Raw genomic sequence first — 24765 nt, forward strand, 5'->3', positions numbered from 1 at the left:
ACGACAACCACACCCCAACCCGGACCGCCCGGGCATCCCCACGCCCCCTCACCCGACCATACCTCTGGCAACTACCGCCAAGTCGGACAGTCATTCACCAATCAACGCTGCGGTGGATCGAGGGTTAGTCGTTCATGCGAATGTCCCGTTGAGCGGCCGGGCCGCCGAGGAATTCCGACTTCCTGCCATCCATCATTTGAGGCCGACGACGCGCCCGCGACACGGACGCTCCCCTAGGGGATCGGAACTTAGGAGCATGGCATCCGAGAACTCCTCATCCCTGGCGATCCGCCACGAACGGAGGAGATGGCGGTCGAAGCGCCACTGCGCCGAGCCGAGTTGGCTCACTAGCAAATCCATAGCGCACCCCCTCACCCATCGCCGGAGGCCGTCAAAGGACTCGTATCGAAGAGCTGATCGCATATGTGTAGGGAGTGCCGGTTTCATTGCTGTCAAAGGGGCTTGGACTCGAAGTGCGGCGTCTCTCAAGCGAACGTCAACACACACACACACAGATGGGTGAGTCCCGGGGGTGACTAGGTCACAGGGGAGGCACTGCCTTGCGCCTTCGCGCTGAGATAGACGCTCCCTGCGTGCCGACCTCGGGAGTCGCGTCTAAGCTAAGCTCAGACGATGACTGGCCCGCTCCTGATGGCACTCCTGTTGGAGGGAACGGCAGTGTTGCTGCTTGTCCAGCGGCTGCGACACCAGGTCTGGCGCCATGTGGGGGCCCTTTTCATAATGATGGCGATTCTCTACCATGGAGTCGGAGAGATCGTTAACCGGCTTGGCGTTCCCGGCGTTGAGCGGGTTGGCCTGACGACAGCCCAGTTGGACCGCTGGCAGCTCTTCGTGGGTCCTGCCATTTTGCTGTTTACGGTTGCCTATTTAGCTGTCCTTGGCCGCGCCGCAAGACTCCCGTTGAGGGAGGAGGGTGTGGGGCATACCGCAGCCTTCTTTAGTTGGAAGCTGCTGGCGGTGATAGCAGCTCCGATGTACATCTATGTACTATCCGGTCATGGTGGCTCGCCCCAGGGTGGCGCCCAGCTGGGCGCCAGTCACACAGAAGCGGGCCTCGCTGCGCAATTTTTGCTTGTGGCGATGGTCATCACCTCCTATTCATTCGTTATCAAACAAGGGCCGAAACGACTGATCCCGACGCTGCTACTGCAGTCGGCCCTCTTGCTGCTACTTGGAGAACGGCTCCGCGTTGTGGCGGGAGCTGTAATGTTGTTAGTCGCTTTGTCGATGTCGGGTCAGCGGTTCAACAAGCGCCATATAGGGACTATGGCTGCAGTGGTCCTTACCGCTGGAGTCGTGCTTTCGGCGTCAAGGGTTACCGTTGGGCGTCAGGCATATGGTGCCTCCTCCGGGACAGCTACCCGAGCAAAGGCCGCCATTTCCGGGATTCTTCACCCTAGCCGCGTATTCACGAATCTAGATCAACAGTACTTCAATCGGCTTGATGGTAATGACTTTGCCGCATTCACTCTAGCCGGAATGTCGCAGGGCCGACCCACTATGGGTGTTCGAACCTTATATGACGATGTCGCACTTGCAGTTCCGAGCGCACTCAACCCACATAAGCTGAGCACATCAGTCTTGAACCGGAGCGAGGAGGCCGCGTTCGAGAATCAGTACAATATGGGCACGATGAATCGCTTGCCGACAACGTTAGGGACTCTCTCAGGTTATGAGGGGCCGTACGTGTTCGAGGTGCTGGCCGTCCTGCTTGGTGTCGTGTTTGCGGCAGTCGACCGATGGTTGCGCCGCATAACACCGGTGCGGCTCGTGGCTGGAGTCGGACTAATAGGTTGCGTCGTCTACTATGAAAGAGATCTCTCGGAGTATACGACGACGTTGCGCGGAGTAATTGTGTTGCTCGTGGTCGTGAAGGCGGCACAATTGGCGAAGAACGCTGGTATCCGAGGGGCGCCTCGCCGGATCTCCACGCGGCCCGATGTGATCTGTCGACCTGCCCGTCCCTCTTCCGTTTCTGACCACGGGTATAACTGACTTCAACGCTGCTCGCTCGCGATTCTGGTACTCGTCGTGCACGTCTTCTGGCGTCGTGTAAGCGAGACCAGAGTGCAGGCGGTTCTCCTGGTGGCCGCTCGGCTAAACCGACGCTCGAATTCGTAGGGACACAAGGAGGTTGGGGCGTACGAACTGACACGCCCCCGTCTGACCAAGAGGCACGCGGTCCACTCGATCCACCTCAAGTCGAGCGTATGCCGCTGCTTCCCGCCAGGGAACCTGGCTGCCGTGGGATTGCATTCTGACAAATGACTGATCGGCAAGGCGTCGCCACCGGCTCGGTTGTTGAGGGGCTACAGAGGCAGTCAGGCGTTGCGTCCATCGAAGGACGGAATCGGGATTGGGGACTGTGAGGAGAACCCGTCCTCCTGGGGCTAGCAACCTAGCGAAGGACAGGAGCAGCCCTGGGCAGTCCTCGACGTACTCGAGGACTGCGATTGCGAGGACGAGATCGAACTGCGCGGACAAGCTAGCCAGCCATCGCTCGTCCCCCGCCACCCGCAGCACCCTTCCTGGCGCACCACCAAACCCGGCCTCTGCCAAGATGGCGCTAGTGGCCTCTTGGTTGATTGCCCCGGATGTCAGCATTGCCATCGAGCGATCAGCGCAGACGACTAGCGCAGCGCGCTGCGCGCAAAGCGCCGAGAAGATGCCGGTGCCGCCTCCGTAATCCAAGACGCGCGCAGAACGGGTATCTGCCAGCGCAGCATCCACGGCACCCCCCACGACTCCCAGGCGGGCGCGGAACGAACGGTTGGTCTGGTAGCGGGCCGTCCACGTGGGGGCCCGCTCGTCGAAGTGCTCGTTTTGAAGGCGCCTGAGCGGCATCATCGGAGCGTTCGCGGATCCTTTTCGGATGGGGACCGCGTCTCACTCGTCACCGAGTCTGTCCAACGAGTACCGGACTGGCTGATCTTGGCTCGGACCACTACCAGGTGAGCAGTGGGGCGACGGGCGGACATGTCGACCAAAGCTACTGCGGACTATCCTCGTTCTGCAAGGCTGCGATTGGGTAGGGAAGGAGCACGGCGGTAGACGCGTCTTGTGTTTGCCTGTATGTCGCCGGCCGGTAGGGACCGGCGAAACGTGATGGTGATTTGCCCACTCTGGGACGTGAAACCTCCCCGCCTCCGACCCCGGCGAGCCTCGCCGGTAGGGACCGGCGAAACGTGATGGTGATTTGCCCACTCTGGGACGTGAAACCTCCCCGCCTCCGACCCCGGCGAGCCTCGCCGGTAGCAGGGGGCCGCCGGCGGCTATCCCGGCAGGACTATCACAGCGCCTTCCGAGGCAGCAGCGCACTGTGTCGGGGAAACCTGGAAGCGGGCAAGTCGAAATCGTATGGGATTTGGGTGGTGGTCAGGCCGCTGCCTGCTGATGGGTTGCCGAAGGCGTTGATCGCATGCTGCTCGGGAGTCTCACACAACGCGATGGATCGAGGTGGAGCGGGGGAGGAGCTCACTGCCATCATGAGGCGGTACCCCAGTTTCATCGGTGGAGTGCGAGATCTGCCGCTAGAGCTTGGACGCGACCATGCAGATCGAGTACTGCGGATAATCGTGCTGCATGCGATCAAGGACCGGAGGAAAGACCCTCAGCCAGAGTGTTAAGCCCCATGCCGGCCTATAGCCAATTAGGTGGCTGACGGACCGGAGAAGGCGCGTGAAGCGCTGGCTAGCTTTCCCCGAGCAATAGCTGATCTCATCTACTCGAAGGCCAGATGTAGTGGCAAGGTGGTGCAAGCGGCTGACGGAGTAGCCCTTGCGGACATGCCTGCCGTCCTCAATCGGCTCAAAAGGGCCGGTATCACCGGAATCGATTGGAATGTACGCCTCGTTAGGAGTTGTGAGAAGAAGCTTCCCCCTGGGGCGGAGAAGAGCAGCCAAATCAGCGACCAACTTGGAGTCATTGATAACGTGTTCAATCACCTCTGTGCAGGTTACTACGTCAAACTGCCCCATAAGATCATGCCGACTGTCTAGGTGACGTATATCCTGCTGTTCGAACTTGGAGCTGCTTCCGATAGCTGCCGCGCGCGACTGAGCCCGAGTGACCTCGTCGTAGTCGTTACCTAAGCCGATCGTCGCATGACCCAACCGAGCACAATTGACGGTGAGCCATCCGTTCCCGCATCCAGCGTCCAGCAGCCTGCTCGGCTCAGCGGGGAGACGCCTCTTAATCCATTTCCAGCGATCCATAACGAGGGAGTCACCAAAGACCAGAAGGCAACGCGGTCCGCACGCTCGCCTTAGAAGCAAAGCTATCATTGTCTTTCTCCCTGAGAGGCCCTTCTGCTGACTCTGCTCTCAGCACCGAGAACACTTGGAGCGGATGGCACCGGTTGAGCGAGCCAGGTCACTGTCCATCCAATCCGAAAGGGTAAGGTGACCCGCTGAGCATCTAGCACTCTTGCCTCGCCCTCTACGACGCATCCGAAGCCCCATGCGATATCCGCCGCGATGATCGTCTGGGCGGCCCCCATTCCTGTGACAGCGCAAGCGCTCATCGCTGCAGGCGTCAAGTGAAGGCGGCTCGTTAATCGGTGCTCCCCGATTCCTGTAACGATATCAAGGATATCGACCCGTCCCGGCCGGATGGTCCAGCTTCTGCGGTGGAGCGGCGAGCCTGGCAAACGGCTATATCCGTCGTGAGAGGCAACAATATCTACGCCGTTGGCGTGATGCGAAATCAATTCTACGTGAGGCTTCGCGCGCCTAGCCGCCCGGAACGTCCCCCAAACCTCGGTCTGGTCCTGACCATCGATCTCCACCGTGTTGTGCGCCGCGGTCGAGCGTTCGAAGGCGCGCCGTTCGCCGGGCTGGTACGTCGAGGTCCCAGTGTCAGCGACCCAGCGCTCGCCTCGTACCCATAATTCGAACGAGAGGCAGTCGGCGTGGGCATGTGCCGGAAGGTCCGCAGGGCAGGGATCCCCAACGTCGGCGATGAGGACCGTACTGTCATCGGGGCGTGCCGCTATGTAGCCTGAGGCCGCCAGGAAGGTGACAGATGGCACTCGGGTTGCGACAGGGCGAAGAGCAGCAATCCTGGCTTCGCCAATAGGGATGGCGTCGTTGAGAAGTGCGACTTCTCCCGCGCCCCCCACCATAGCGCCGAGCCAGGCACGCATCGCTTCGATGGCGTCAGTCAGTCCCGTCATGGTTGGCCCGCCTGCGTAGCGAAGCAGCTGCTGGATGTCGATTAAGTCGCCGAGGACCTGGCAGTGGTAGGAGGGTGAACGCTCGAAGTGGCCGCCGTCGGCGAGGACTTGAATCGCGAGCTGCGACTCAAGGCGACGCGCGGCAGCTCCGACGAGGTCTGCCCGATTGAGAAATACTCCCGCTCCGATAAGGGCCTTCAGGTTCTTGATCAGGTGGTTGCCGCCGACATCGAGTTCGAGGTGTGAGCGCACGTACCCGGCGTGCAGCTCTATCTGACGGATGTAATCGGCCTCGAGATCGCTTCCTTTGACCAGTGTCGGGAACACGCTGCAGAGTGTCCAGAGCCTTAGCGAGGCGACGTATGGCGCCCAAGCGTCTCCGCTCCCGGGTCGCACCTTTGATAGCCACGACCGCCAGAGGTCGGCGAACGCATGGCGGGCCGCGGTGCGGTTGGGGGACTGTGCGAGCGCCCACGCCCACTCGAAGTAATGCAGATGGAACCGCCACAGTTGAGCGGAATCGAGTTGCTGCCAATCCGGCGGATCTCCGAGACGGCGGCTGTCGTTCAGGAAGTTGAAGTGACCGGAAGCGATCTCATCTGGGTCGCCGTGGTCGAGCGGAGCATCAAGCGCTTCGAAGGTGGCGGGCCAACCGGGTCGGGAGGATCGGGGCGAGGCTATTCGGTGCGCAGCGAGCCTGGGGATACGCTTCTCGGCGCCCCGGAGCGCTCGGAGGCGAAGCCGGTGCGCGACTTGGGGTGGTCGGAGCCGCAGCACCGTTCGAGTCAGGAGAGCGGCGCGCCCGAGGGGTCCGGGCCGCCGCTGGGGGCGTCCGCCATGGGCGAAGAGGATTGCAGACGGTCGGGTCATCTCAGCAGCGAGGCTTCTGCAGCGATGCCATCCGCGAAGGACCTTGGGGCGAACCCAACTTCGCGGGCCGGATCGATGGCGAAGGCTTTGTCCTCGTTGAGGCGCAGGAGTTGCTCGACCTTCAACCTGGGGTTGCGGGTGGTCTTCTCGTAGATCCGTACTGCGGTGATGGCCGGGCGGAGCGGCACGGTAACCAGCAGGGGTCGGCGGTCCGTTGCCCGCCCGGCGGCTTCGACGACCTCGCGTAGCGAGAGGGCTTCGGGCCCCGCCAGTGTGTAGCTCTGTCCTACCGTGTCTTCCCGCTCCAGAGCGAGGGCGACGAAGCCGGCTATGTCGTCGACGTGCACTGGCTGGATGAGCCGGTGCCCGCCGCCGGGGAGCGGTACCAGGGGGCTGCGCCGCACGAAGCGCAATAGCCGGTGCATGTTCCGGTCACCCGGCCGTCCGTAGATCATTGTGGGGCGGAGGATTGTCCAGTGCAGTTGGGCGGATTGAATGGTTGCCTCCGCGCTGGTCCTTGTCGCCAGCGACCTCGCGGGCAGGCTTGTGAAGATGGCGGTTGTGGAGATGAAGACGGCACGGGTGATGCCGGCTTCTTCGGCGGCGGCGATGACGGCAGGAGCGTGACCGAAGCCCAGGGACGCCAAGTTGGCGAGGGAGTCGGCTCCGGATCCGCAGAAGGCGGCATCCAGGCTGGCCGGGTCGTCGAGATCTCCCCATGTCACCTCCGCTCCGAGGGAGGTGACGGTCTGAGCGGCCACCCGGCTGCGAGTCAACGCTACGGGGTGGTGGCCTCTGCGTAGCAACTCGGGTAGCACGGAGCGGCCGAGGAATCCGCTTGCTCCCGTCACCAGGATCCTCACCGCGAGCGCGAGTCGACCGTCGCAGCGCCACCCTCGAGCAGCGACCGGAGTGCCGCCATAGTGGCCCGGGAGCTAGCCAAAGTGTCTTCGGTCGCTCCCCGACCATCTGAGGTGAGGGAGCGGGCGAACGCCGCAACGAGATGGGTGTGTCCCTTGTCCTGCGCTCCTGACCAAACAGTCTCCCCGTCGACGCGCAACGAACGGAAGTCGTCTATGAGGAGCGTGTGACCTCCTCCGAGGATTTCGATCCTTTCCTTCGCCGTCGCGCTGCTACCAGAACTGGCGTAGGTGATTGTCGCCAGCGAGCCCTCACGGAAGCGGAGGGCCAAGGCTAGGTCGATGCCTTTCTCGGCCTCGCCGGCGGGGCCGGATAAGGCGACGACCTGGACCGGAGGTGCCCCCGCCAAGGCGGCGCAGGTGTCGACGAAGTGGCAGACCTCGCCTAACAGCCGACCCCCTTGGCGACGGTCGGCGTACCAGTGGGAGGAGGCCACTGGGCCTGCATGGACCCGGTATGTAATGACCACCGGGCTGCCGGCGGCGGTCAGGTACTCCCGGGCCCCGGTCACTGCCGGGGCGTACCTTCGGTTGAAATCGACCCAGAGCCGCCGGCCGCTTGCGCGCCACGCGCTCTCGACGTCGTCGAGTTCGTCCTCTGATAGGGCAAGAGGTTTTTCGCAGAGGACGTCCTTGCCAGCTCGTAAGGCGGCTGCGGCGAGAGAGGCGTGCGAGTCGTGGCGAGTGGCGATCACCACCACCGCTACCTCCTTGTCGGCGATGACCGCCGACGCGGAAGGGGCCACCTGCTCGATCCCCGCGCGCTCCGCGAGCCGCACCGCCCGCAGACCGGACTCGGAGGCTACCGACACCAGCCGGTTGAGGCCAGCAGCGCGTAGCGCTGGGACCAGAACGCCGCGGGCGAACGCTCCTGCCCCGATCAGTCCGACGCCGACATGATCTGTGACTGGCGGCGCTAGCCGGATGGGGGCGGACCGGTCCGGCCGGGCATCCGGGTAGATCAGCTGTATGCCGAGAGAAGGCTCGGCACTACCCAAGAGGTCGTAGGCGGCTGGCGCATCGCCAAAAGCGAACCGATGGGTGATCAGGTCCGTGACACGAAGTTGTCCGCGCCCCAGCAGTCCTAGGAAGGCCTCCTGATTTCTCCCTTCCGTCCAACGAACCTGCCCGGGCGGGTAGTCGATTCCCCATTCCTCGTAGGAGCGTTCGTAGCGCCCGGGCCCGTAGGAACGGGCGACTTTCACGCACAACTCCTTTTCGTACAGTGGCCGGCGGTCCAGATTAAGGCCGACGTCGCCAACCAAAATGATGGTGGCCCGATCTCGAGCCAGAGCCGGGGCCCTGCGCATCGGATCGGACGACGGAGTTGCCGCGGTCACAAGCACCGCATCCACCCCTTGGCCCTTCGTCCATGTGTCGACTGCGGCGGTTGTGTCGTCGCCCGCTTCGACGAGGCCGAGAGCGACGCCCCCCTGTCGGGCACGTTCCGCCGCCCACGGGCGCACGTCTATTCCGACCACCTCGCAGCCCGAAGCCTGGGCCAGTCGACCGGTCAGCTGACCCACCAGTCCCAAGCCGATGACCGCAACTCGCGCCCCGGGACCGACCTCTGCGAGGCGAAGACCGTGCAGAGCGATCGCCCCGACGGTAGCGAAGGCGGCCTCCTCGTTGCTCACTCCGTCGGGAATCGGGGTGGCCAGTAGCCCAGCGACCGCCTGCACGGACGCATGACCCTCCCCCCCGGTGGCTACCCGGTCCCCTGGACGGACGCCGGAGACCGCGGAACCCACCTCGAGCACAGTGCCCGCGGCCGAGTAGCCGAGAGGCATCTCCTCGTCGAGGCGGGCTCGGACCGCCCTCGCCGTGGGGGCTAGGCCCTCTGAGCGGGCTTTGCGCAGAACCTGGCGCACCAGGTCCGGGCGGGCCCGCGCCTTGTCGATGAGGCTCGCCGAGGCGAGCTGTCGGACAGCCCGCTCTGTCCCGGCCGACACCAACGAGCAGTCCGTGGCTACCAGCACCTCGCTCGGACCGATCTGAGGCGCCGGCACTTCCACGAGGCGCAGATCGCCAGTCCGCACCGACTGCACCAGCTGCTGCATCACATCAACCTTTCTGAGCTGTCGTGCATCGGGCCAGCACCGCACGGTAGCGGTCAGCCAGCTTGCGCCGGTCGAAGTGCCCGAGTGCGTATTGCCGCCCGGCCTGCGCCATGCGCTCTCGCTTGGCGCGGTCGTTGGCCAAATTCTCGATGGCGGATGAGAGAGCCACCGCGTCACCGGGGGCGACTACCACCGCTCCCGCCGCCGAGAGGATGGAGGCCGCCTCCCCGCGCAGCGCGCCGATCACAGGCTTTCCCGCCGCTAGGTACTCGAAGATCTTGGAGGGAATGAACGTGGAGAACAGAGGGATGTCGCGCAGTGTGACCACACAAATATCGGCGGCGGCAAGGAGGGCGGGGACCTCATCCCTGGAGACGCCAGGCAGCATGGTCACGTTGCGGAGACGCCGACGGCGGACGTGGGCTTCGATCTCGGCTCTCTTCGCGCCCTCGCCAACCATGGCGAGACGCACGGGCGCCCCCGTCTCCGCTAGGAGGGCGGCCGCCTCGACCAGGGTGTCGAGCCCTTGGGAGAGACCGTGAGCGCCCAGGTACAGGGCAATGACCTCACCATCTTGGGCCTTGAGCCGGAAGCGTCCGGCAGTTGGGTCCCCGCCGGGGGAGAACCGTTCGATGTCAGCCCCGTTGGGGATGACGGTGAGCTTTGCAGCGTTCACCCCTCTTTCGGTCAGGTTCCTACGGAACCCTTCGGTGACTACGACTACCTCGGCTGCTTGCCGGTAGGCCCATCGCTCCAACGCCTCGAGCAGGGCGATGATCCGGTGGTCGGTCAGGACACCGAGTTCCACGAAGATCGCGGGCCACAGGTCTCGGATATCAAGGACCAACGGCGTCTTTCGGAGCCTCGAGATGACCCACGCACCGAAGATGGAGAAGAAGGTGGGGGAGGATACGAGGACCACATCGACCGGTCCGACACGCGCCGCTCCCAAAGCAACGCTGGAAACCATGAAGCTCAGGTGTCCGAGCGACTTCTTGACGAAACCCTCGTTTGGTGTGGCATATAGCCACGAACGCACGATCCGGTACCCGTCGGCCATCTCCTCCACCCGCAGTCGGCGCCGATAGGCGGGCGGCACGATCCCCGTCGGGTGGTTTGGCATGCCAGTTAGAACCGTCACTTCGTCACCTGCGGTTGCCCAGGCGCCGGCCAGTTCGCTCAGTCTGGCCTGGGGAGCGCCGATTTCAGGCGGGAAGTAGTGCGTGACAATGAGCACCTTCATTGGGATACCGGCAGATCGGTTGGCCGCAGGCTGTTCCTCCGGATGCTGCGGACCAGGATCTCCGCGATCCGCTCTCCGGCCCGCCCGTCCCACAAGGCAGGGGATCGTTTGGGCCATCCCCGGTTGAGCACGTCCCTTGCGGTCGCCAGAACGCGAGCGGGATCGAGCCCTACCACCTGGTTGGTGCCCTCGCTGACGGTGATCGGTCGCTCGGTGTTGTCACGCAGCGTAAGGCACGGCACGCCGAGAACGGTCGTCTCCTCTTGGACGCCACCGGAGTCTGTAAGAACCAACGCTGCTGACTGCTCGAGGGCCAAGAAGTCCAGGTACCCGCATGGCTCGAGGAGAACCAACCCCTGAGGGAGGGGGCGCCTTCCGAGGCGAGCTTTGGTGCGGGGGTGAACGGGGAAGACGACTGGGAGCGAATCGGCGAGACGTCCGAGCATTTCGAGTAGTCCGGCGAGGGTTGCTTCGTTGTCGACGTTGCCGGGCCGGTGGAGTGTGGCCAATGCGTAGTGGCCTGGGCTCACGCCGAGGCCTTTGAGCGGATCCCGCTGCGCGGCGCGGTCTAGGTTGGCGAGGAGGGAATCGACCATCACATTGCCCACCAGGTGGATTTGGTCGTGACGGTAGCCTTCTGCTTGGAGGTTGGCTACAGCGTCGGCCGAGGGAGCGAACAAGTCATCGCTCAGCCGGTCGGTCGCTACTCGGTTGACTTCTTCAGGCATGGACCAGTCACGGCTACGCAGCCCGGCCTCGACATGAGCCACCGCAGCTCCGGACTTTGCGGCGACGAGGGCGCAGGCAAGCGTGGAGTTGACGTCACCGACGACTACCACCACGTCGGGCTGCAGTTCCTCCACAACAGGCTCGAAGGCCATCATTACCCGAGCGGTCTGTTGTGCGTGCGAGCCCGCCCCTATGGCTAGGGAACAATCGGGGGGTCGCAGGTTGAGGTCTTCGAGGAACACTCCAGACATCGCGTGGTCGTAATGCTGCCCGGTGTGAACGAACGTGACGCATGCCTCGAGGGCTTCCAGTCCGTCGAGTACCGGCTTGATCTTGATCAGGTTGGGACGGGTGCCGGCAACGCAGATGGCTTTGAGCGCCGGCTGACTCATGACGGTGCTCCCGGAGCCAGACTGGAGGGACGGAGGCGACGGTCCAGAACGCTCGGAAGGCAGAGGTAGCCAAGGATCAACGCAACGATGGAGCCGTCAGCTGCGATACGCCAGGCCACAAGATCGAGGAGACTGACGGCACCCAGGAGCGAACAGGTGGCCGCTATCGCGAACACCAGGGCGGTACTGCGGAGATGGCTCCACCCGAGGTCGACCAGACGCTGGTATACGTGTTGGCGGTGAGGCTGCCACCATGTCTCGTGGCGACGGATTCGCCGGAGGAGCGTTACCGCGGTATCGGCGACGTAGAGAGCGACGGGAGCGACGACTGCCTCGAGTGGGAGGGAATCTCGCACGCCGACGACGATGAGCGCTGCCAGCCAACCTCCAATGAAGTAGCTGCCTACGTCACCGGGAAAGACCCGGGCCGAGGGGAAGTTGAAAGGTGCGAAACCAAGCGCTCCGCCAGCGAGAGCGAACGAACCAGCCTCCATGGCCAGCCGGTGATCGTGTCGCGCTACAAGTCCCAGGGCCACTCCGGCTACCACCGCCTCAGCGCTGGAGATGCCGTTGATGCCGTCCATGAAGTTGTAGGCGTTGACGAACGAAACCATCCAGGCAACTACAGCGACCCCAGCTAGGATGCTCATCAGGACATCCGGCGAACCCTCGGACAGGATTGCGGCAGCCACTCCTACGGCAACGGCCACCTGCAGCATGAACCGGGTCGCGGTGCGCAGGTCGCGTCTGACATCGTCTGCCAAACCGATCGCCCCGAAACCCAGCCCTGCTACCAATAAGTCGGCGACGGTTGAACTCCGGAGCTGACCGTTCGCCGCCGCTACCGCCACCAAAGTGCCGGCGATTACCCCGACCCCCCCACCTCTCAACGTGGGCGTGGTGTGGGAGGAACGCTCGCTGGGCTGGTCTAAGACGGCCCGACGGGCAAGAAGAGGCATGCTCGCGCGCGTGGTCACTGCCGCCGCGATGGCGCCTGCACTGACTGCGATGAGGAGTGCCGCCCAGGTCATCTCGTACCACTCCTTAGGACGGCTCGTCCTTCACCATCCGGAAGATGTAGTGGTAGGAGTGCTGACCTCGAACCTGCCAGGACCGGTTGCTGCTAGGCGGAGCGCCGCAGCGACATCGTCTCCTTGGCAGTTGAGGAGATCACGGATGGCCGAGAAGCTGACTGGCGGCACGGCCACATGGGAGATCATGGGGTGGATTGGCTGCGCTCCCTCCTCACCTGGCCCAAATAGGTCCTCGTGGAGCTTCTCGCCAGGCCGAAGGCCGGTGTAGACGATCTCGATCGGCGCTGGCGCCTGTGCGACGAGCTGGCGGGCGAGGTCGGCGATCCGGACGGGCTCGCCCATGTCGAGCACCAGAACATCTCCGCTACGGCCAATCGCTCCAGCCTGGATGACTAGCTGAACCGCTTCCTCGATGGTCATGAAGTATCTGGTCACGTCAGGGTCGGTGACAGTGACGGGCCCCCCGGCGTCGATCTGAGTCCGGAAGGCCGTCAGGACCGAACCTCGGCTGCCGAGCACGTTACCGAAGCGTACGCTCAGATACATGGCTTCCCCGTGAGCGACCTCCACGGCGGCGGTTAGGCGCTCGGCGATCCGTTTGGAGTAGCCGAGAACGCTTTGTGGGGAGGCGGCCTTGTCGGTCGAGACATTCACGAATCGGCCGACGCCGACGCGGGTGGCCGCGTTGAGCACATTCTGGGTGCCGAACACGTTGGTCTTTATCGCTTCCGTGGGCCACATCTCCAGCAGTGGTAAGTGCTTGAGAGCGGCGGCGTGGAAGACGACCTCGGGACGGTGCTCGGCGAAGACGGCTTCTAATGCCGCACGGTCGCGAATATCGCATACCACCAGCGACCGGGTGTCGAGCAGAGCCCTTCCTTCTATTGACAGCTGGACTTGATGAAGACCGGATTCGTCACGGTCGAGCATGACCAGACTGGCTGGCGCGAACTTGTGGATCTGCCGGCAGAGCTCCGAGCCGATGGACCCTCCGGCCCCGGTAACCAGGACCCGACGGTCTTGCAAGTAGCTGGCGATCGACGCGACCTCTGTGTCGATCACTCGTCTGCCTAGGAGATCTTCCTCCGTCGTCGATCGAATGTCACCGACGCTCACTGTGGAAGCCACCAGTAAGTCGGCGACGGGTGGAAGCACCCGGAGGCTCAGGCCGCTGGCGACGGCGCGAGACGACAGGTCGCGGATTAGGTCCGATCCGGCGCTTGGTATGGCGACCAGTAGCACCGCCGCTCGCGAACTGACGGCAACTTTGGCGATGGCCTCCCGACCTCCAGCCACTCGGAGGTGCCGTATACGTGAGATGCGCTTGGTGGGGTCGTCATCGAGGAGGGCGACCGGCAAGAGAGGGCTGTCGAGGTTGTGGAGAAGGGCGTCGATGATCTGGTGGCCTCCCCGCCCAGCTCCGAAGATGATCGCCCGCTCGGCCTGGTCGGGAGGACGCAGTCGTCGTTCGCCGGCCACGCGCCAGCCCGAACGGAGCCCAGCGGTCAGGATAAACGTGAACGCTCCCGCTGCGAGCACTGCTCCCACAGGAGCTGCGTGACTCAAAGCCAGCACGTCGACCACCAGTACAACGATCGTGGTCATCGTCACAGCCCAAGCTAGTGAGGAGATCTCCTCGAAGCTACCGATCCGCCAGCGCACCCGGTAGAGCACCGTCGCATACCCCAGGGCCAGCTGGGCGCTCACAGCAAGCCCGAGGAGCTCGAGGAGCCGCCCTGTGAGGACTCGCGTGTCGACGATCTGGAGGCGCAGCCAGGTGGCGGCGAGTAGCGAGACGGCCCATGTGCCCCCATCGAGCAGTGGTGGAAACACCCGCCGATAAAGCCGAAAGCTGTGGGAGTCGGAACTCGGGGCTGGTTGTTTCACCTTCGGCTCTACCCTCATCCGCTGCGCTGGCTGCTGGGGCCCACCTGCATCAACATGAAAGCTACGCGATGGCACAGACGCACGTGGCCTAGTCCGCAGGCTACTTCTGCGACCCCGCCCGTCAGCACGGTAATGATACCACGCAGAATGCCCCAGCACGGAGTATCTCGGCGGTCGGGGGAGCAGGGGACGCCCCTTAGACGAAACTCCTCGTCTCGTCATCGCGATCCCTCATCGAGCGCTGTCCGTGCTCAACGATCATTTGGGTGACCGGCTAGCGCTAGCTGACGCCGCTCTCGCTCGCTCCGCCGGGCGGCCTTACAGCATGCCGAACGTGTCTGCGAGCGTATAGGCCCATCGTCGCCCCCAACTGCACCTCTCATGGGCGAGCAGCGGGACCTTGCGCCAAGCACCGAAGTCGGAAAGCGTGGTAGCCCACTGTCCCATCGGGACGGAGAACCCAGTCTTGCGTCGGCCGGTTACCGACAGTGGCAGCGGAGGCCGCGGAGTGCGGGCTAGGGCTTGTTTGCCGGCAGGTGGAACCCAACGGGCGGTTAACGATGACGCCACCGCCTGTACGACCCTGATATCAGCGAGGGGCACGCGTATCTCGAGGGAATGAGCCATCCCCGCCCAGTCTGCGTCACGGAGGAGCTGGTTGCGTAAGTACATGCCCGCTTCGAGTGCCGCAACGGAGTAGAGACCACCGGCCGGCTCCGGACCGAGGGCGTCCGCGAGCAGCTGGCTGATACTCAACTCCGCCAGTGCATGCTCGGCTCTCTCCCGACCCAGCACCCCGGCCAGCTCCCAAGGGAGCAACACGGCCCGACGCAACAGCCAACCGTGCGCGAATGTGTCAGCGTACTCTAAAGCACCAGCCAATTTTGGCATTCGCCAGCGCAGAAGCGGGTAGGAAGACAACCGCAAAGCACGACCTAGTCCAGGGATCGATGCTAGCGGGGCGGCGCGGTTTACCAGCGACGGCACCGTCAAGAATGACGGATAGCCGCCGAGGAACTCGTCGCCCCCGATTCCGGAAAGCGCTACCTTAAGCCCTTGGGAAGACGCTACTCGGGCGATCATCCATGTGTTTAAACCGTCGATTGAGGGCTGATCCATGTCACTGAGCATCGACGGCAACCACGACACGAAATCTCGTTGCGTGACCCGCTGTGCATGATGGTGGGCGCCGTAAAATCCGGCGACTTCCTTCGCGACAGGCACTTCGTCGTCGGCTGTGCCCGCGAACTCTTGGAAGCCAAGGGTCATCGCGCGGAGTGTCCGACTGTCCTCTGATGCCAGACCGAGGATAGAAGTCGAGTCGATGCCGGCTGACAGGAAAACTCCGACCTCAACGTCAGACACCATGTGGGCTCGAACTGTATCGGCGAAGGAATCGGCGATGGCCGAGTCCTGGTGCCAAGCGTCGGCATGCTCGTCGTGACGGAGGAGTGCTTGAAGTGGCTGCTGCTGTTCGAGTCGCCGCAGTCCTCCGGGTCGAATGCTAAGAGTGGAGCCCGCAGGCAGCGCGCGGATGCCTCGCCAGGCCGTGTGCGGCTCTGGGACACTGCCGAAGACGAGCAAGCCTGCCAAAGCGGCCTCATCTGTGGTCGAGTCGACGCTGGCGCAGCTAAGTAGGGCTCGGGCTTGGGAGGCGACCCGTAGCGTCGCCCCGTCGTCCGCCACGTAGAGCGGCTTTATGCCGAGGGGATCCCTCGCCAAGTGCAACTCTTGGGAGGCATCGTCCCATAGGGCAAACGCAAACATGCCACGAAGTCGTCGCACCATGGCGATGCCGTCGTCTTCGAAAAGATGGAGCAGGACCTCGGTGTCGGATCCGCTAGCAAACCGATGCCCCCGTTCGAGCAGCTCGTCTCGCAATTGTAGGTAGTTGTAGATCTCGCCGTTGTATGAGATGACTGCCGGCCGGCCGGGCCCGTGGCATGGGGTGCAGGCCATCGGCTGATGGCCCTGCTGCCCCAAGCCGATGATGGCCAGTCTGCGATGTGCAAGCGCTACACGTCGATCGTCGCTCGTCCACGTGCCGGCGCCGTCGGGGCCGCGGCGAGTCATCGCATCTCTCGTGACCAATACTTCGTCGGGATCGACGGTTCCCGGCCCCGCCCCGTACCGCCAGAAGCACACGACCCCGCACATGAACAGTTCGTCCCTCCGGTCGAGGCCGAAAGTAGGTCGACGCTCCTCACTCTTCAAGTCAGACAGGGTCAGGCGCGCCTGGGCTCGCCGTAGTAGTCTCGCAGGCGAGCTATCCAACGACGGTAGGGGTCTGCGAGCCCGACAGGCACGCAGCAGCAAGGCAGGCCGGTCGCTTCGGTCCGGTTCGAGTCGCGGTTGGGCACGGTGAACGCGTCAGGTCGTCATTCAGTCGGTGGGTGGTGGCGGTGGCTGAGGCTGTCGGTCGTTTAGCGTGGGTGGGATCGTCCGACCACCCGGACGCGCGGAAAGGTTGTCGTACGTGCCAGTAGAGGAACTACAGGGCGAACCGCAGGCTGACCTGAGGGCCTACCTCCAGACCCTTCAGCGTCGCCGAACGGTGATCATCCTCACCGCCTTGGTCGTCGTCGCCCTCGCACTCGCGTATTCGCTGCTGGCGTCCCCGGTGTACTCCTCAAGCGCTGACGTGCTCGTGCCGATGCAGCCAGCGAGCGCCGCATTGAACCCGACGGCCTCGCAGGCGCCGGCCCTGGACGCACAGCGCACTCTCGCTGACGATCTCCAGTTCGCTCAGGGCGATGCAGTAAAACGGGCTGCCAACAAGGTCCTCGGCTTCAGCGCCACACCCACGATCAGCAGTTCTGCGACGGCGGATGTACTGACCTTCACGGCCAAGAGCGGTCATAAGGCCGAGGCGGCGCGCATCGCCAACGTCTACGCCCAAGCCTACATCGACCAGCAGCGCCTCAGCCAGGTGGACGCCTATACCCAGCAGGTCACCGCCCTGCAGAGCAGCATCAGCGATCTCCAGGCCAAGGCTGCGGCGGCTCCGGCGGGAAGTCCTGAAGCCTCCGCCCTGCAGCAATCGGTCGTCTCGCTGACCCAGTCCCTGCAGCAGTTGCAAGCGGCAAAGCAACTAGTGGCCCCCTCCGGGGCCACGGCTGTGACCGACGCAGTCGTGCCCACCAGCCCTGTCTCTCCCAAGCCGCTGCGCAACGGCCTGATCGGTCTCGTGGTTGGTCTGCTCTTCGGTGTCGGTCTCGCGTTCCTAGCCGAGCGGCTCGATGACCGAATCAACTCCAGGGAAGACGCGGAGTTGTCGTCGGGGGGTCTTCCGATCATCGGCATGGTTCCAATGGTCGACTCTTGGAAGAACCCGGGCGAGACGCATTTGGCTCTGGTCGAGGACCCAGACTCGCAGGTTTCCGAGGCCTACCGGACGCTGCGCACTGCAGTGCAGTTCCTGTCCATCGACGAGCCGAAGCAGGTGATAGCCGTCACGAGCTCTACTCCCGGTGAAGGGAAGTCGACGACCGTGGCCAACTTGGCCGTTAGCCTCGCCCGCGCCGGGCACAGGGTGATCGTGATGTCTTGTGACCTGCGCCGTCCCCGTTTGCACGCCTTCTTCGCGGACAGCAACGACATCGGGCTCACCTCAGTACTGCTCGGGGAAGTCCCGCTGGCGTCGGCCCTTCTGGAGGTGCCGGACGAGCCATGGCTTCGGGTCTTGGCCTCCGGCCCCATTCCCCCGAATCCAGCCGAGATCCTCTCGCTCGACCGTGTCAGGGAGGTGGTCGATACCTTGGCCGAGGCAGCCGACATGGTGCTTATCGACTGTCCGCCCGTGCTACCGGTCACGGACGCCCTTCTGCTTTCGCGCCTCGTCGACGGGATGCTGGTGTTGGCGTCCGCCCGCACCACCACCAAGCGCGACCTGTCACGCACCTACGAGCTGCTCCAGCAGGTGCAGGCCCCACTGCTCGGCACGGTCCTCACCCGAGTGCCGGCTGGAAGTGGCTACGAATACGGCTACGGCTACGGCTACGGCTACTCCAACGACGAGGACAGGGCCCGGCGCAAGGACGGCCGAGGCGTTGAGCGAACCCGCTTGGCCGACGCCGCGGTCGCCGCTGAAGCCACCCAAGGCCGCGGAACGCCGATGCCTAGACAGCGTAGGCACCCACGAGTCGATGAAGGCTACAACTGGCCGCTCGAGGAGCAACAAAGCGCGAACGGCGACCATATCGAGACGAGCCGGGAGCCGAGGTAGCAGTGCCGCGACGGATGGGCCGCGGCGCGCCGTCTCCCATCTGGCAGCGACTAGCGGTGGCAGCCGCCCTACTTCTGGTTGGCATCGAGGTCGCCGCTCTCGCCACCCGAGGGAACCCCCAGGCCCCAGCGCGCGCCGTGGCGTCCACCGGCACTAGCACCACCACCGCCTTGACCACGTCTTCGGTCGTCGGGTCGCCCGCTACCACCACGACCTTGGTCGTTTCGCCGCCCACCACCACGGTGGTCAACGGCGCTGGCACTATCACCTATATCCTGAACGCGGCAGCAACCGTTACTGTTTCGGCCAAGAGCGATTCGTGGATCGAGGTCCGCACCACCGCTGGAGGCACGGTCCTCCACACAGGCACGTTGCTCGCCGGCCAGACCCGCAGCTACCCCACTCCCATATGGATCCGCACCGGCAAACCTGCGGCGCTCACCGTCACTGCCGACGGCGCCAGGCTGTCGGTCCCTGATGACCGCGGCCCTATCGATGTCATCGTCACCATCCCAGCCGATCGTTGACCTACGCGGGACCGAGCCCACCAGCGAAGGTGCAGCTCCCGTCAGCGGCCTGGAAGAAGTCGGAAGGTGCGCTCCTCGAGCGCGGCGGGCGCAAGGTCCCAGCGCGCCGATCCGCTTACCCGCCATCCACTGGCTGCTGAGATCCGAACACTCTCTTGGTTGGGGATCACCGGCGGCTGCGACTTGACGACGAGGCGATAGCTGTCAGCGGCGCGCAGATGGCCGTCGAAGCGGATCACGGCGCTGACAGTTCCATTGGGGGGCACATCGACGTAGGTGCTGTACGCGGTCAAGCCGTCCTCCGGTCCGGCGGCCATGAGGAGTGGAGCTCCGTTGAGCGTGGCGCTCGCAAGGGCGAAGGGGCTGTAGACCGTGAGCCAGGTTCGGTTCGTGCCGCTGGGTAGGCCGCTCCCCGCGTAACTGCCTATTACATAGGACGGCAGCCCGGATGCGGGAGCGAAGTTGCGGAGCGCCACAGTGACGGTCGCCGAGACGTTGCCGCTAGTCGGATTGTATCTGATGTCGTCGTGAACTGTCCGGCTCAGGTATGCGTCGATCTTGTTGTTGGCCGCATTCTGGGTGGTTACGGCTAGTACGTCGCCGCCAGGGTTGCGGGGGAATGCACCGCCGAGCCCAACCATCCGCAGCAAGGGTTGGGCCGAGGGATGAGTACTCCAGAAGAGGAGTCGTCCAGATCTTACGGCTGGATCGAGGGTCTGGGACAGCGTTACGGGTCCTGGCAGAGGGCTGCTCACCAATTGGGTGAAGGCCTGGCGGAGCGCCTCCTGCAAGTAGTCGCGGCGGGTAGTGCCTTCACCCCCAGCGAAGATCGTGTACTCATCTTTGACGAGGATCTGGGCAGCGTTATCGGAGGTGAGGGGCTGAGGTAGTCCGGCGACTGCTACCGGCCCAGCGAACTTTAGGAGCGCCGCCAGCCCATAGGGGTCCAGGGCAAGCACCCCGTCGATGTGGTCGCCGCCGGCTTGCGGATATAGCTCTGCGATGACCTTGGTGACGGTGGGCAGATCTGGGGAGTAGGTGACGTCCTGGAAATGGTCTTGGGGGTCAAACCTGCCGTAGCGGGCCATGTAGCCATCGAGACCGGTGAGGTGGCCCCCGCCAGGCGGGAGCGCGGAATCGAGTTGAGCGACGGGACCGGCCCGGGTGAGCGAGATGTGACCCTGGTCGACGGTGATCTCGCCGTAGCTACCTATGAGGCCATCAAGTCCACGGGCCTCGGCTGGGGTCATGAAAGCCACGAAGTAGTGCCGGACTCCATGGCCGCCGAGGAGGCCAGGGGCGGCGTCGAGAGCCTGTGTGGCGAGGGAGACGCTGCGAGCCGCCTTGTCGACCTGCAACCCGAACGTGTGCAGGCGGCTCTGGATCGGCGATAGGAGCCACTCGGAGCGGACCGCCGCCAGGGTGCGCTGAGTGGAGGTTAGCTGTGCGCCAAGCGCCCGCACGGCCGGGCCCATGGCCTCGATCCGGGCCAAGTCGAAATGACCGTCGACGTAGCCGAGGCGGTGCAGGTCAACCTTTGCGGCTTCCTCTCCAGCGGCCGCAGTCAGACCTTCGGCCGCCGCAGTTGCCCGGACCAGGGCCTGGCGCTGCTGCGCCACCACGGGTACCAATCGACCCCCGGCGCTCCACCAGCTTCCCGCTCGGGCGCGGGCGAGCCGTAGCTCCGTCGTTGCCGCAGCCAATTTGGCAGTCCCGCTCGTAGTCGCGCCGTTGTCTACTGCTGTCAACGCTCCTTCCGTGTCGGCGATCGCCACCTGCGTCGGCCCCTTGGCGAGCAGTGCGCCAAGAACTGCGGGGAGCGAGAGGATCAGGAGCAGCCCGGCTACTCCAAGGCCGCCCCATACGGCCCGATGCCGACCAGCTGGGCCCAACTGGCGCCAAGCAGAGGCGAACCACATGGCAACCAGAGTTGCTGCCACCAAGGCGGTGAACCCGTGGGGGCCGACGGCTGGCCAGCGCAGCATCGCTTGGACGGTCAACGCGCCTACGAGGGCCCCAGCGCGCTGGCGCCGCCGGTGGGACCACACCGACATCAGGGCCACGGCGAATCCGGCCCCGGCCGGAACGTATCCCCAGCCGCGGCTGAAGGCCACGCCGACGGCGGCGATCACCAGCCATGACGCTCGGCGTCCCCGGCTGGCTGAGAATGTGACCAAGCTGGCCAGCATGGCGGCGAGCGCCGGGTCGACAACCGGGGTGCCAGTCGGGTGGCAACCGGCAGTGGCTCCACCGACGGCTGCTGCGGCCGCCACCAGAGCGACGGTGGTGTGCGCCTGCCGCGCCCGCCGCTTCGATCGCCGCCGGGTGCTGCGCGGCGTTGCCAGCCCGGGAGGCGCGTCACCACCAAGATTTTCTCGTGCGTCCAAGGACCAGAAAGCTAGTTGGGCAGCTTGCGTCCTTCGAGTCGCTCGACGAGTCCGTGGTAATTGGGCCGCCCCGCACGGAGCTATTGCAGCGGGCGACGGGAGGAAGCAACCGAAACCTCAGCGGGTCAGATCGGAAGCGGTGGAATCGCTGCGTGCCGAGTTCTTACGACCCGGCTCTGACGCTTGAGAGTATCCGGCGGGCATCGGCGCCAGCGCGGCGTCAATTGGATCCGCAGACGCGTGGAACCTGCCGACAACCCAAAACGTCGAGAGCCCCCCGACCGGATGATCGGGGGGGCTCTCTAGCAGCGGTTCTGCTAAGGGACTACTGGAAGCTGGCGCTCCGGCGCTTGCGGCTGCTCAACGTCAGCAGACCGCCGACGGCCAAGGCGCCTACGCCGACAGCTACCGAAGCGGCGATGTCGGCACCGGTGAAGGCCAGCGACGAACCGCCGCCCGAACTGGCACCAGAGGTGGTCGCGGCGGCGGGCGCCGTAGCAGCGCTGCTACCGACGATGGTGATCGGGAAGGTGGCGGTCACACCTGACGTCAGCCCGGTGGCGATGATCTCGTGCTGACCCGGAGTGGTGTTGGTCGGGATCGTCACGGTGGTACTGAAGGTCCCAGCCGGCGTGGCCTGGACCGTGGCCAGCTGCACGGGGGTGCTGTGGAGGACGATGGAGATCGACTCGCTGGGAGCGAACCCGCTTCCGGCTAGGGCGATGGGCTGCCCAGGAGCCGCCGTGGTCGTGCTCGCTGTCACCGTGGCGCCGCCCGTCGGGCCGTAGGCGGCGAACGCCGTCCCACCGCCCACCAGCAGCAGCATCATGGCGGTTCCTGCGGTTAACAGCAGTCTGCGAAACACAGGGTTTCCTCCGTCGTTAAAGCACCCGCGGTAGTGGGCACCGTCTTCATCATCGCCTATAGACGCCGTTCTGTCCAGTGTCTCACCGGAACCCGGAAGTGCCGCCGCCGTCGCAACAGCATATAGTCCCTCCCTTTTGCCTGTCCATGGGGTTCCGTGGGTGCGCCTTTCACCTGGTCGCCGCTGATGCTATGCTGACCGGTCTCTGGTGGCGGGGCGCTCAGCGGGTAGGGGCGATCAGCCCGGCCAGATCTCGGAGCAGGTCGTCGAGGGTGTCACGGGCCTTTTGGAACTCGGGGAGCGGCCGGCCGACCGGATCGGCGACGTCATCCCTGGCCGGCAACGCCATGACGCTGGCCCTATCCCGGCCGGCCTGCGCCCAGTGCACCCAGCTACGGAGGTCCTCGTAATCGTCGCCGAGCGGGCCGATGTTGCGGCCCCGGCGCACCAGGTCGACGACGGTGAAAGCCCTCTGCCAGGATCGGGGAGCGAGCAGCGCCAGGTCGATCAGATGCTGGCGGGTCATGCCCACGAGTAGATCGGCCCCCTCGCACACGCCGGCATCGACGGTGGAGCTGCGGTGGGCGGAGATGTCGATCCCAATGTCGGCCATGACCTTCACCGCGTCGGGGAGCGGCGGGAGTCCTGGCGGCCCGAAACCGGCGGAGCGGACCTCGATGTCGCTGCCCTGCCCCGCCAGGTGTGACTCGAGCAGCGCAGCGCCCATCACAGAGCGGCATCGGTTGGCCGAGCAAACCACCAAAATCTGCACCTCAAGGACGCTACCGGCTGTCTGTCGGAGGGGGTCGCTCGCCAGCCCGGAGGTGAAGGCGCGGTGGATCTTCAACACGTCGACGGGGAAGCGCTGCAGGTAGCTGAGGGAGGAGTAGCCGACGCCGGTGTCGGCCAGGATCTGCGCTACGTCAGCCACAAACGCGGGGTCGTCGAGTGTACTTGTATAGCCCCTTTCGTGTCGCGTTGAAGACAGCTTGAGGATGCAGCTTTTTGGGATCGGTTCGCCGTTCAGGCCAGGAGGGTGGTGAGTCCGGGGTCGGGGCCGCGGGCTCGGTCGGCGATGTAGTTGACGGCGTCGATGCCGTGTTGGTTGGCGGTGCGGATGATGCTGGTGATCCGGCCTTGGGTGGTAGCGCCGCGCCAGGTTCGGTTCCCGCCCCAGACTTTCCGGTTGACCACGGCGGGGCGGATCCCGGTCTCGGCCCGCCAGTTCGTGGCGTCCACCTCGAGGGCGGGCTCGGCGGTGAGGAAGGTGAACATCGCCGAGGATTGCCGGTCGAGGTGGGCGAGGAGTCGACGGTTGGCTTCGTGACCGACCGGCCGGGCACACAGTGTGTCGAGGCGGGCGTTCAACTCGACAACCGCGGCAGCCTTGCCGGCCGGGTCGAGGTCCCGAGCGGCGAGCGCATCCGCCAGGAGCTTCCTGGCGGCGACGGGGATCTTGCGGTCCGGGCCGTCCAGGTCGGCTTCCATCTCCCGGCACCGACGCATCAGGTGCGCCAGACACGTTTGATGTGTGGCCTGGTCGTAGCTGTTGTAGACGGCGTAACCGTCCCGGATGAGTACCCCGTCAAAGTCGGCGGTGATGGTCTCGGTGGCGTCCGCGAACCCTCGATGAGGAGTGACCCAATAGCAGGACAGGTTGGGGTTGGTCGCCACCCACAGCCAGGCGCCGTGTCCGCCGACATGCCAGCCGGTCTCGTCCATCGTCAACGCCGCCGACGCGTTCGCGGCGGTCACAAGCTCGGCGTGGACCGGGGCCAGCTGTTTCGACGCGGCCGACGCCGAGGCTGCGCAGATCGCCCCGGCGGTCATGTCGATCCCGAGTTTGGCCAGCACCGCCCGGGTCTTCCCGAAACTCAAGCCGAGGCTGTAGTGCAACCACATAGCCCACGCCTTGGCGATCGGGCCGACCGTCGACGCAGCTGCGCCGAGCGCGTCAGAGCTCTGCTCGGGATGGTGTCCCTGCACGCGGCGTCCGCAGCCGTCGCAGGTTCCGATCTCGACATCGATCCGGGTCACGACCGGCGCGATAGGGGGGATCTCGACCGACCATTGCTGCTCAGTCCGCTCCGAGCTGACATGCCCGCCGCAATCGGGGCACCCCACCGGCAGACCGGCTTGGAGGATCCGATCGGGGTCACGATCTGGTGCGAGGCGATGACCGTGACGGCCGTGCGCGTCACCCCGCTTGCGTCCCGGGCGTTTCGGGTTCGCCTCCGGCGCCCCTTTCGCGAACGGCGCCGCTTGGCGTTTCCCGCCCCGTCGGGTGTCTTCCAACGCCCGTTCCAGCTCGGCGATCCGGTCCAACTGAGCCAGGATCACCTGATCCTTGACCGCCATCTCCCGCTGCAGACGGGCCAACGCCGTCTCCAGCCGGGCCAAGCGATCCGCGTCCTCCACACCACCAGCGTGCC

The 24765-nt window shown here is 64.9% G+C and carries 18 protein-coding genes; 3 read left to right on the forward strand and 15 right to left on the reverse strand.

Annotated features, from left to right (window positions below):
* Positions 1 to 192: 192 nt before the first annotated feature.
* Positions 193 to 348, reverse strand: coding sequence for a hypothetical protein (locus K6U06_RS22980; RefSeq protein ID WP_262324322.1), 156 nt, complete (start codon positions 346 to 348; stop codon positions 193 to 195).
* A 285-nt stretch (positions 349 to 633) separates the two neighbouring features.
* Here K6U06_RS22980 and K6U06_RS22985 point away from each other — a divergent pair, with 285 nt between their 5' ends.
* The gene (locus K6U06_RS22985) at positions 634 to 2016 is read left to right on the forward strand and encodes a hypothetical protein (protein ID WP_262324323.1); all 1383 of its coding nucleotides are present in this window, start codon (positions 634 to 636) and stop codon (positions 2014 to 2016) included.
* A gap of 102 nt (positions 2017 to 2118) precedes the next feature.
* Here K6U06_RS22985 and K6U06_RS24885 read toward each other — a convergent pair whose 3' ends face one another.
* The 10 genes from K6U06_RS24885 to asnB form a co-directional block, all read right to left on the reverse strand.
* Positions 2119 to 2868 carry a class I SAM-dependent methyltransferase gene (locus K6U06_RS24885; RefSeq protein WP_410051133.1) on the reverse strand — a complete coding sequence of 250 codons (750 nt, stop codon included), beginning with the start codon at positions 2866 to 2868 and terminating at the stop codon, positions 2119 to 2121.
* A 683-nt stretch (positions 2869 to 3551) separates the two neighbouring features.
* Positions 3552 to 4304 carry a class I SAM-dependent methyltransferase gene (locus K6U06_RS24890; protein WP_410051134.1) on the reverse strand — a complete coding sequence of 251 codons (753 nt, stop codon included), beginning with the start codon at positions 4302 to 4304 and terminating at the stop codon, positions 3552 to 3554.
* On the reverse strand, positions 4301 to 6064 hold the full coding sequence (locus tag K6U06_RS22995) for a heparinase II/III family protein (protein WP_262324325.1): 1764 nt from the start codon (positions 6062 to 6064) through the stop codon (positions 4301 to 4303). Before K6U06_RS22995 ends, K6U06_RS24890 begins: the two co-directional genes overlap by 4 nt.
* A complete protein-coding gene (locus K6U06_RS23000) occupies positions 6061 to 6927 on the reverse strand; it encodes an SDR family oxidoreductase (protein ID WP_316044749.1) in 867 nt (288 codons plus the stop codon). The genes K6U06_RS22995 and K6U06_RS23000 overlap by 4 nt, the downstream gene beginning before the upstream one ends.
* Positions 6924 to 8510 (reverse strand): Gfo/Idh/MocA family oxidoreductase, encoded by a 1587-nt coding sequence (locus K6U06_RS23005; protein ID WP_262324326.1) that lies wholly within the window; start codon positions 8508 to 8510, stop codon positions 6924 to 6926. Before K6U06_RS23005 ends, K6U06_RS23000 begins: the two co-directional genes overlap by 4 nt.
* A 538-nt stretch (positions 8511 to 9048) precedes the next feature.
* Entirely contained in the window at positions 9049 to 10287 is a 1239-nt protein-coding gene (locus K6U06_RS23010; protein WP_262324327.1) for a glycosyltransferase family 4 protein, read from the reverse strand.
* Positions 10284 to 11408 (reverse strand): non-hydrolyzing UDP-N-acetylglucosamine 2-epimerase, encoded by a 1125-nt coding sequence (gene wecB / locus K6U06_RS23015; protein ID WP_262324328.1) that lies wholly within the window; start codon positions 11406 to 11408, stop codon positions 10284 to 10286. Before wecB ends, K6U06_RS23010 begins: the two co-directional genes overlap by 4 nt.
* Positions 11405 to 12439, reverse strand: a complete 1035-nt coding sequence (locus K6U06_RS23020; RefSeq protein WP_262324329.1) for an MraY family glycosyltransferase — start codon at positions 12437 to 12439, stop codon at positions 11405 to 11407. The genes wecB and K6U06_RS23020 overlap by 4 nt, the downstream gene beginning before the upstream one ends.
* A gap of 30 nt (positions 12440 to 12469) precedes the next feature.
* Positions 12470 to 14347, reverse strand: coding sequence for a polysaccharide biosynthesis protein (locus tag K6U06_RS23025; RefSeq protein ID WP_262324330.1), 1878 nt, complete (start codon positions 14345 to 14347; stop codon positions 12470 to 12472).
* 300 nt (positions 14348 to 14647) lie between these two features.
* Positions 14648 to 16543 (reverse strand): asparagine synthase (glutamine-hydrolyzing), encoded by a 1896-nt coding sequence (gene asnB / locus K6U06_RS23030; protein WP_262324331.1) that lies wholly within the window; start codon positions 16541 to 16543, stop codon positions 14648 to 14650.
* Between the two features lie 262 nt (positions 16544 to 16805).
* Here asnB and K6U06_RS23035 point away from each other — a divergent pair, with 262 nt between their 5' ends.
* Both K6U06_RS23035 and K6U06_RS23040 read left to right on the forward strand, forming a co-directional pair.
* A complete protein-coding gene (locus K6U06_RS23035; protein ID WP_262324332.1) occupies positions 16806 to 18554 on the forward strand; it encodes a polysaccharide biosynthesis tyrosine autokinase in 1749 nt (582 codons plus the stop codon).
* A gap of 56 nt (positions 18555 to 18610) precedes the next feature.
* Positions 18611 to 19081: a DUF4115 domain-containing protein gene (locus K6U06_RS23040; protein ID WP_262324333.1), complete on the forward strand. Its 471-nt coding sequence runs from the start codon at positions 18611 to 18613 to the stop codon at positions 19079 to 19081.
* A 41-nt stretch (positions 19082 to 19122) separates the two neighbouring features.
* On the opposite strand, the gene K6U06_RS23045 is transcribed toward K6U06_RS23040, so the two are convergent.
* The 4 genes from K6U06_RS23045 to tnpC all read right to left on the reverse strand — a co-directional run bounded on the left by K6U06_RS23045 (position 19123) and on the right by tnpC (position 24751).
* On the reverse strand, positions 19123 to 21354 hold the full coding sequence (locus K6U06_RS23045; RefSeq protein WP_262324334.1) for a DUF4012 domain-containing protein: 2232 nt from the start codon (positions 21352 to 21354) through the stop codon (positions 19123 to 19125).
* 439 nt (positions 21355 to 21793) lie between these two features.
* Positions 21794 to 22297, reverse strand: coding sequence for a hypothetical protein (locus tag K6U06_RS23050; RefSeq protein WP_262324335.1), 504 nt, complete (start codon positions 22295 to 22297; stop codon positions 21794 to 21796).
* A gap of 256 nt (positions 22298 to 22553) precedes the next feature.
* Entirely contained in the window at positions 22554 to 23264 is a 711-nt protein-coding gene (locus tag K6U06_RS23055; RefSeq protein WP_262324336.1) for a hypothetical protein, read from the reverse strand.
* 92 nt (positions 23265 to 23356) lie between these two features.
* Positions 23357 to 24751 (reverse strand): IS66 family transposase, encoded by a 1395-nt coding sequence (gene tnpC / locus K6U06_RS23060; protein WP_262324337.1) that lies wholly within the window; start codon positions 24749 to 24751, stop codon positions 23357 to 23359.
* Between the last annotated feature and the right edge of the window lie 14 nt (positions 24752 to 24765).

It is taken from the genome of Acidiferrimicrobium sp. IK (genome assembly GCF_025499425.1).
Taxonomy (GTDB): Bacteria; Actinomycetota; Acidimicrobiia; order Acidimicrobiales; family Palsa-688; genus Acidiferrimicrobium.

Coding starts and splice junctions, on each gene's coding strand:
- wecB (WP_262324328.1), bottom strand. CDS start 11,408: ATGAGTCAGCCGGCGCTCAAAGCCATCTGCGTTGCCGGCACCCGTCCC.
- K6U06_RS23020 (WP_262324329.1), bottom strand. CDS start 12,439: ATGACCTGGGCGGCACTCCTCATCGCAGTCAGTGCAGGCGCCATCGCG.
- K6U06_RS22995 (WP_262324325.1), bottom strand. CDS start 6,064: ATGACCCGACCGTCTGCAATCCTCTTCGCCCATGGCGGACGCCCCCAG.
- K6U06_RS22985 (WP_262324323.1), top strand. CDS start 634: ATGACTGGCCCGCTCCTGATGGCACTCCTGTTGGAGGGAACGGCAGTG.
- K6U06_RS24890 (WP_410051134.1), bottom strand. CDS start 4,304: ATGATAGCTTTGCTTCTAAGGCGAGCGTGCGGACCGCGTTGCCTTCTG.
- K6U06_RS23025 (WP_262324330.1), bottom strand. CDS start 14,347: ATGAGGGTAGAGCCGAAGGTGAAACAACCAGCCCCGAGTTCCGACTCC.
- K6U06_RS23010 (WP_262324327.1), bottom strand. CDS start 10,287: ATGAAGGTGCTCATTGTCACGCACTACTTCCCGCCTGAAATCGGCGCT.
- K6U06_RS24885 (WP_410051133.1), bottom strand. CDS start 2,868: ATGATGCCGCTCAGGCGCCTTCAAAACGAGCACTTCGACGAGCGGGCC.
- K6U06_RS23050 (WP_262324335.1), bottom strand. CDS start 22,297: ATGATGCTGCTGCTGGTGGGCGGTGGGACGGCGTTCGCCGCCTACGGC.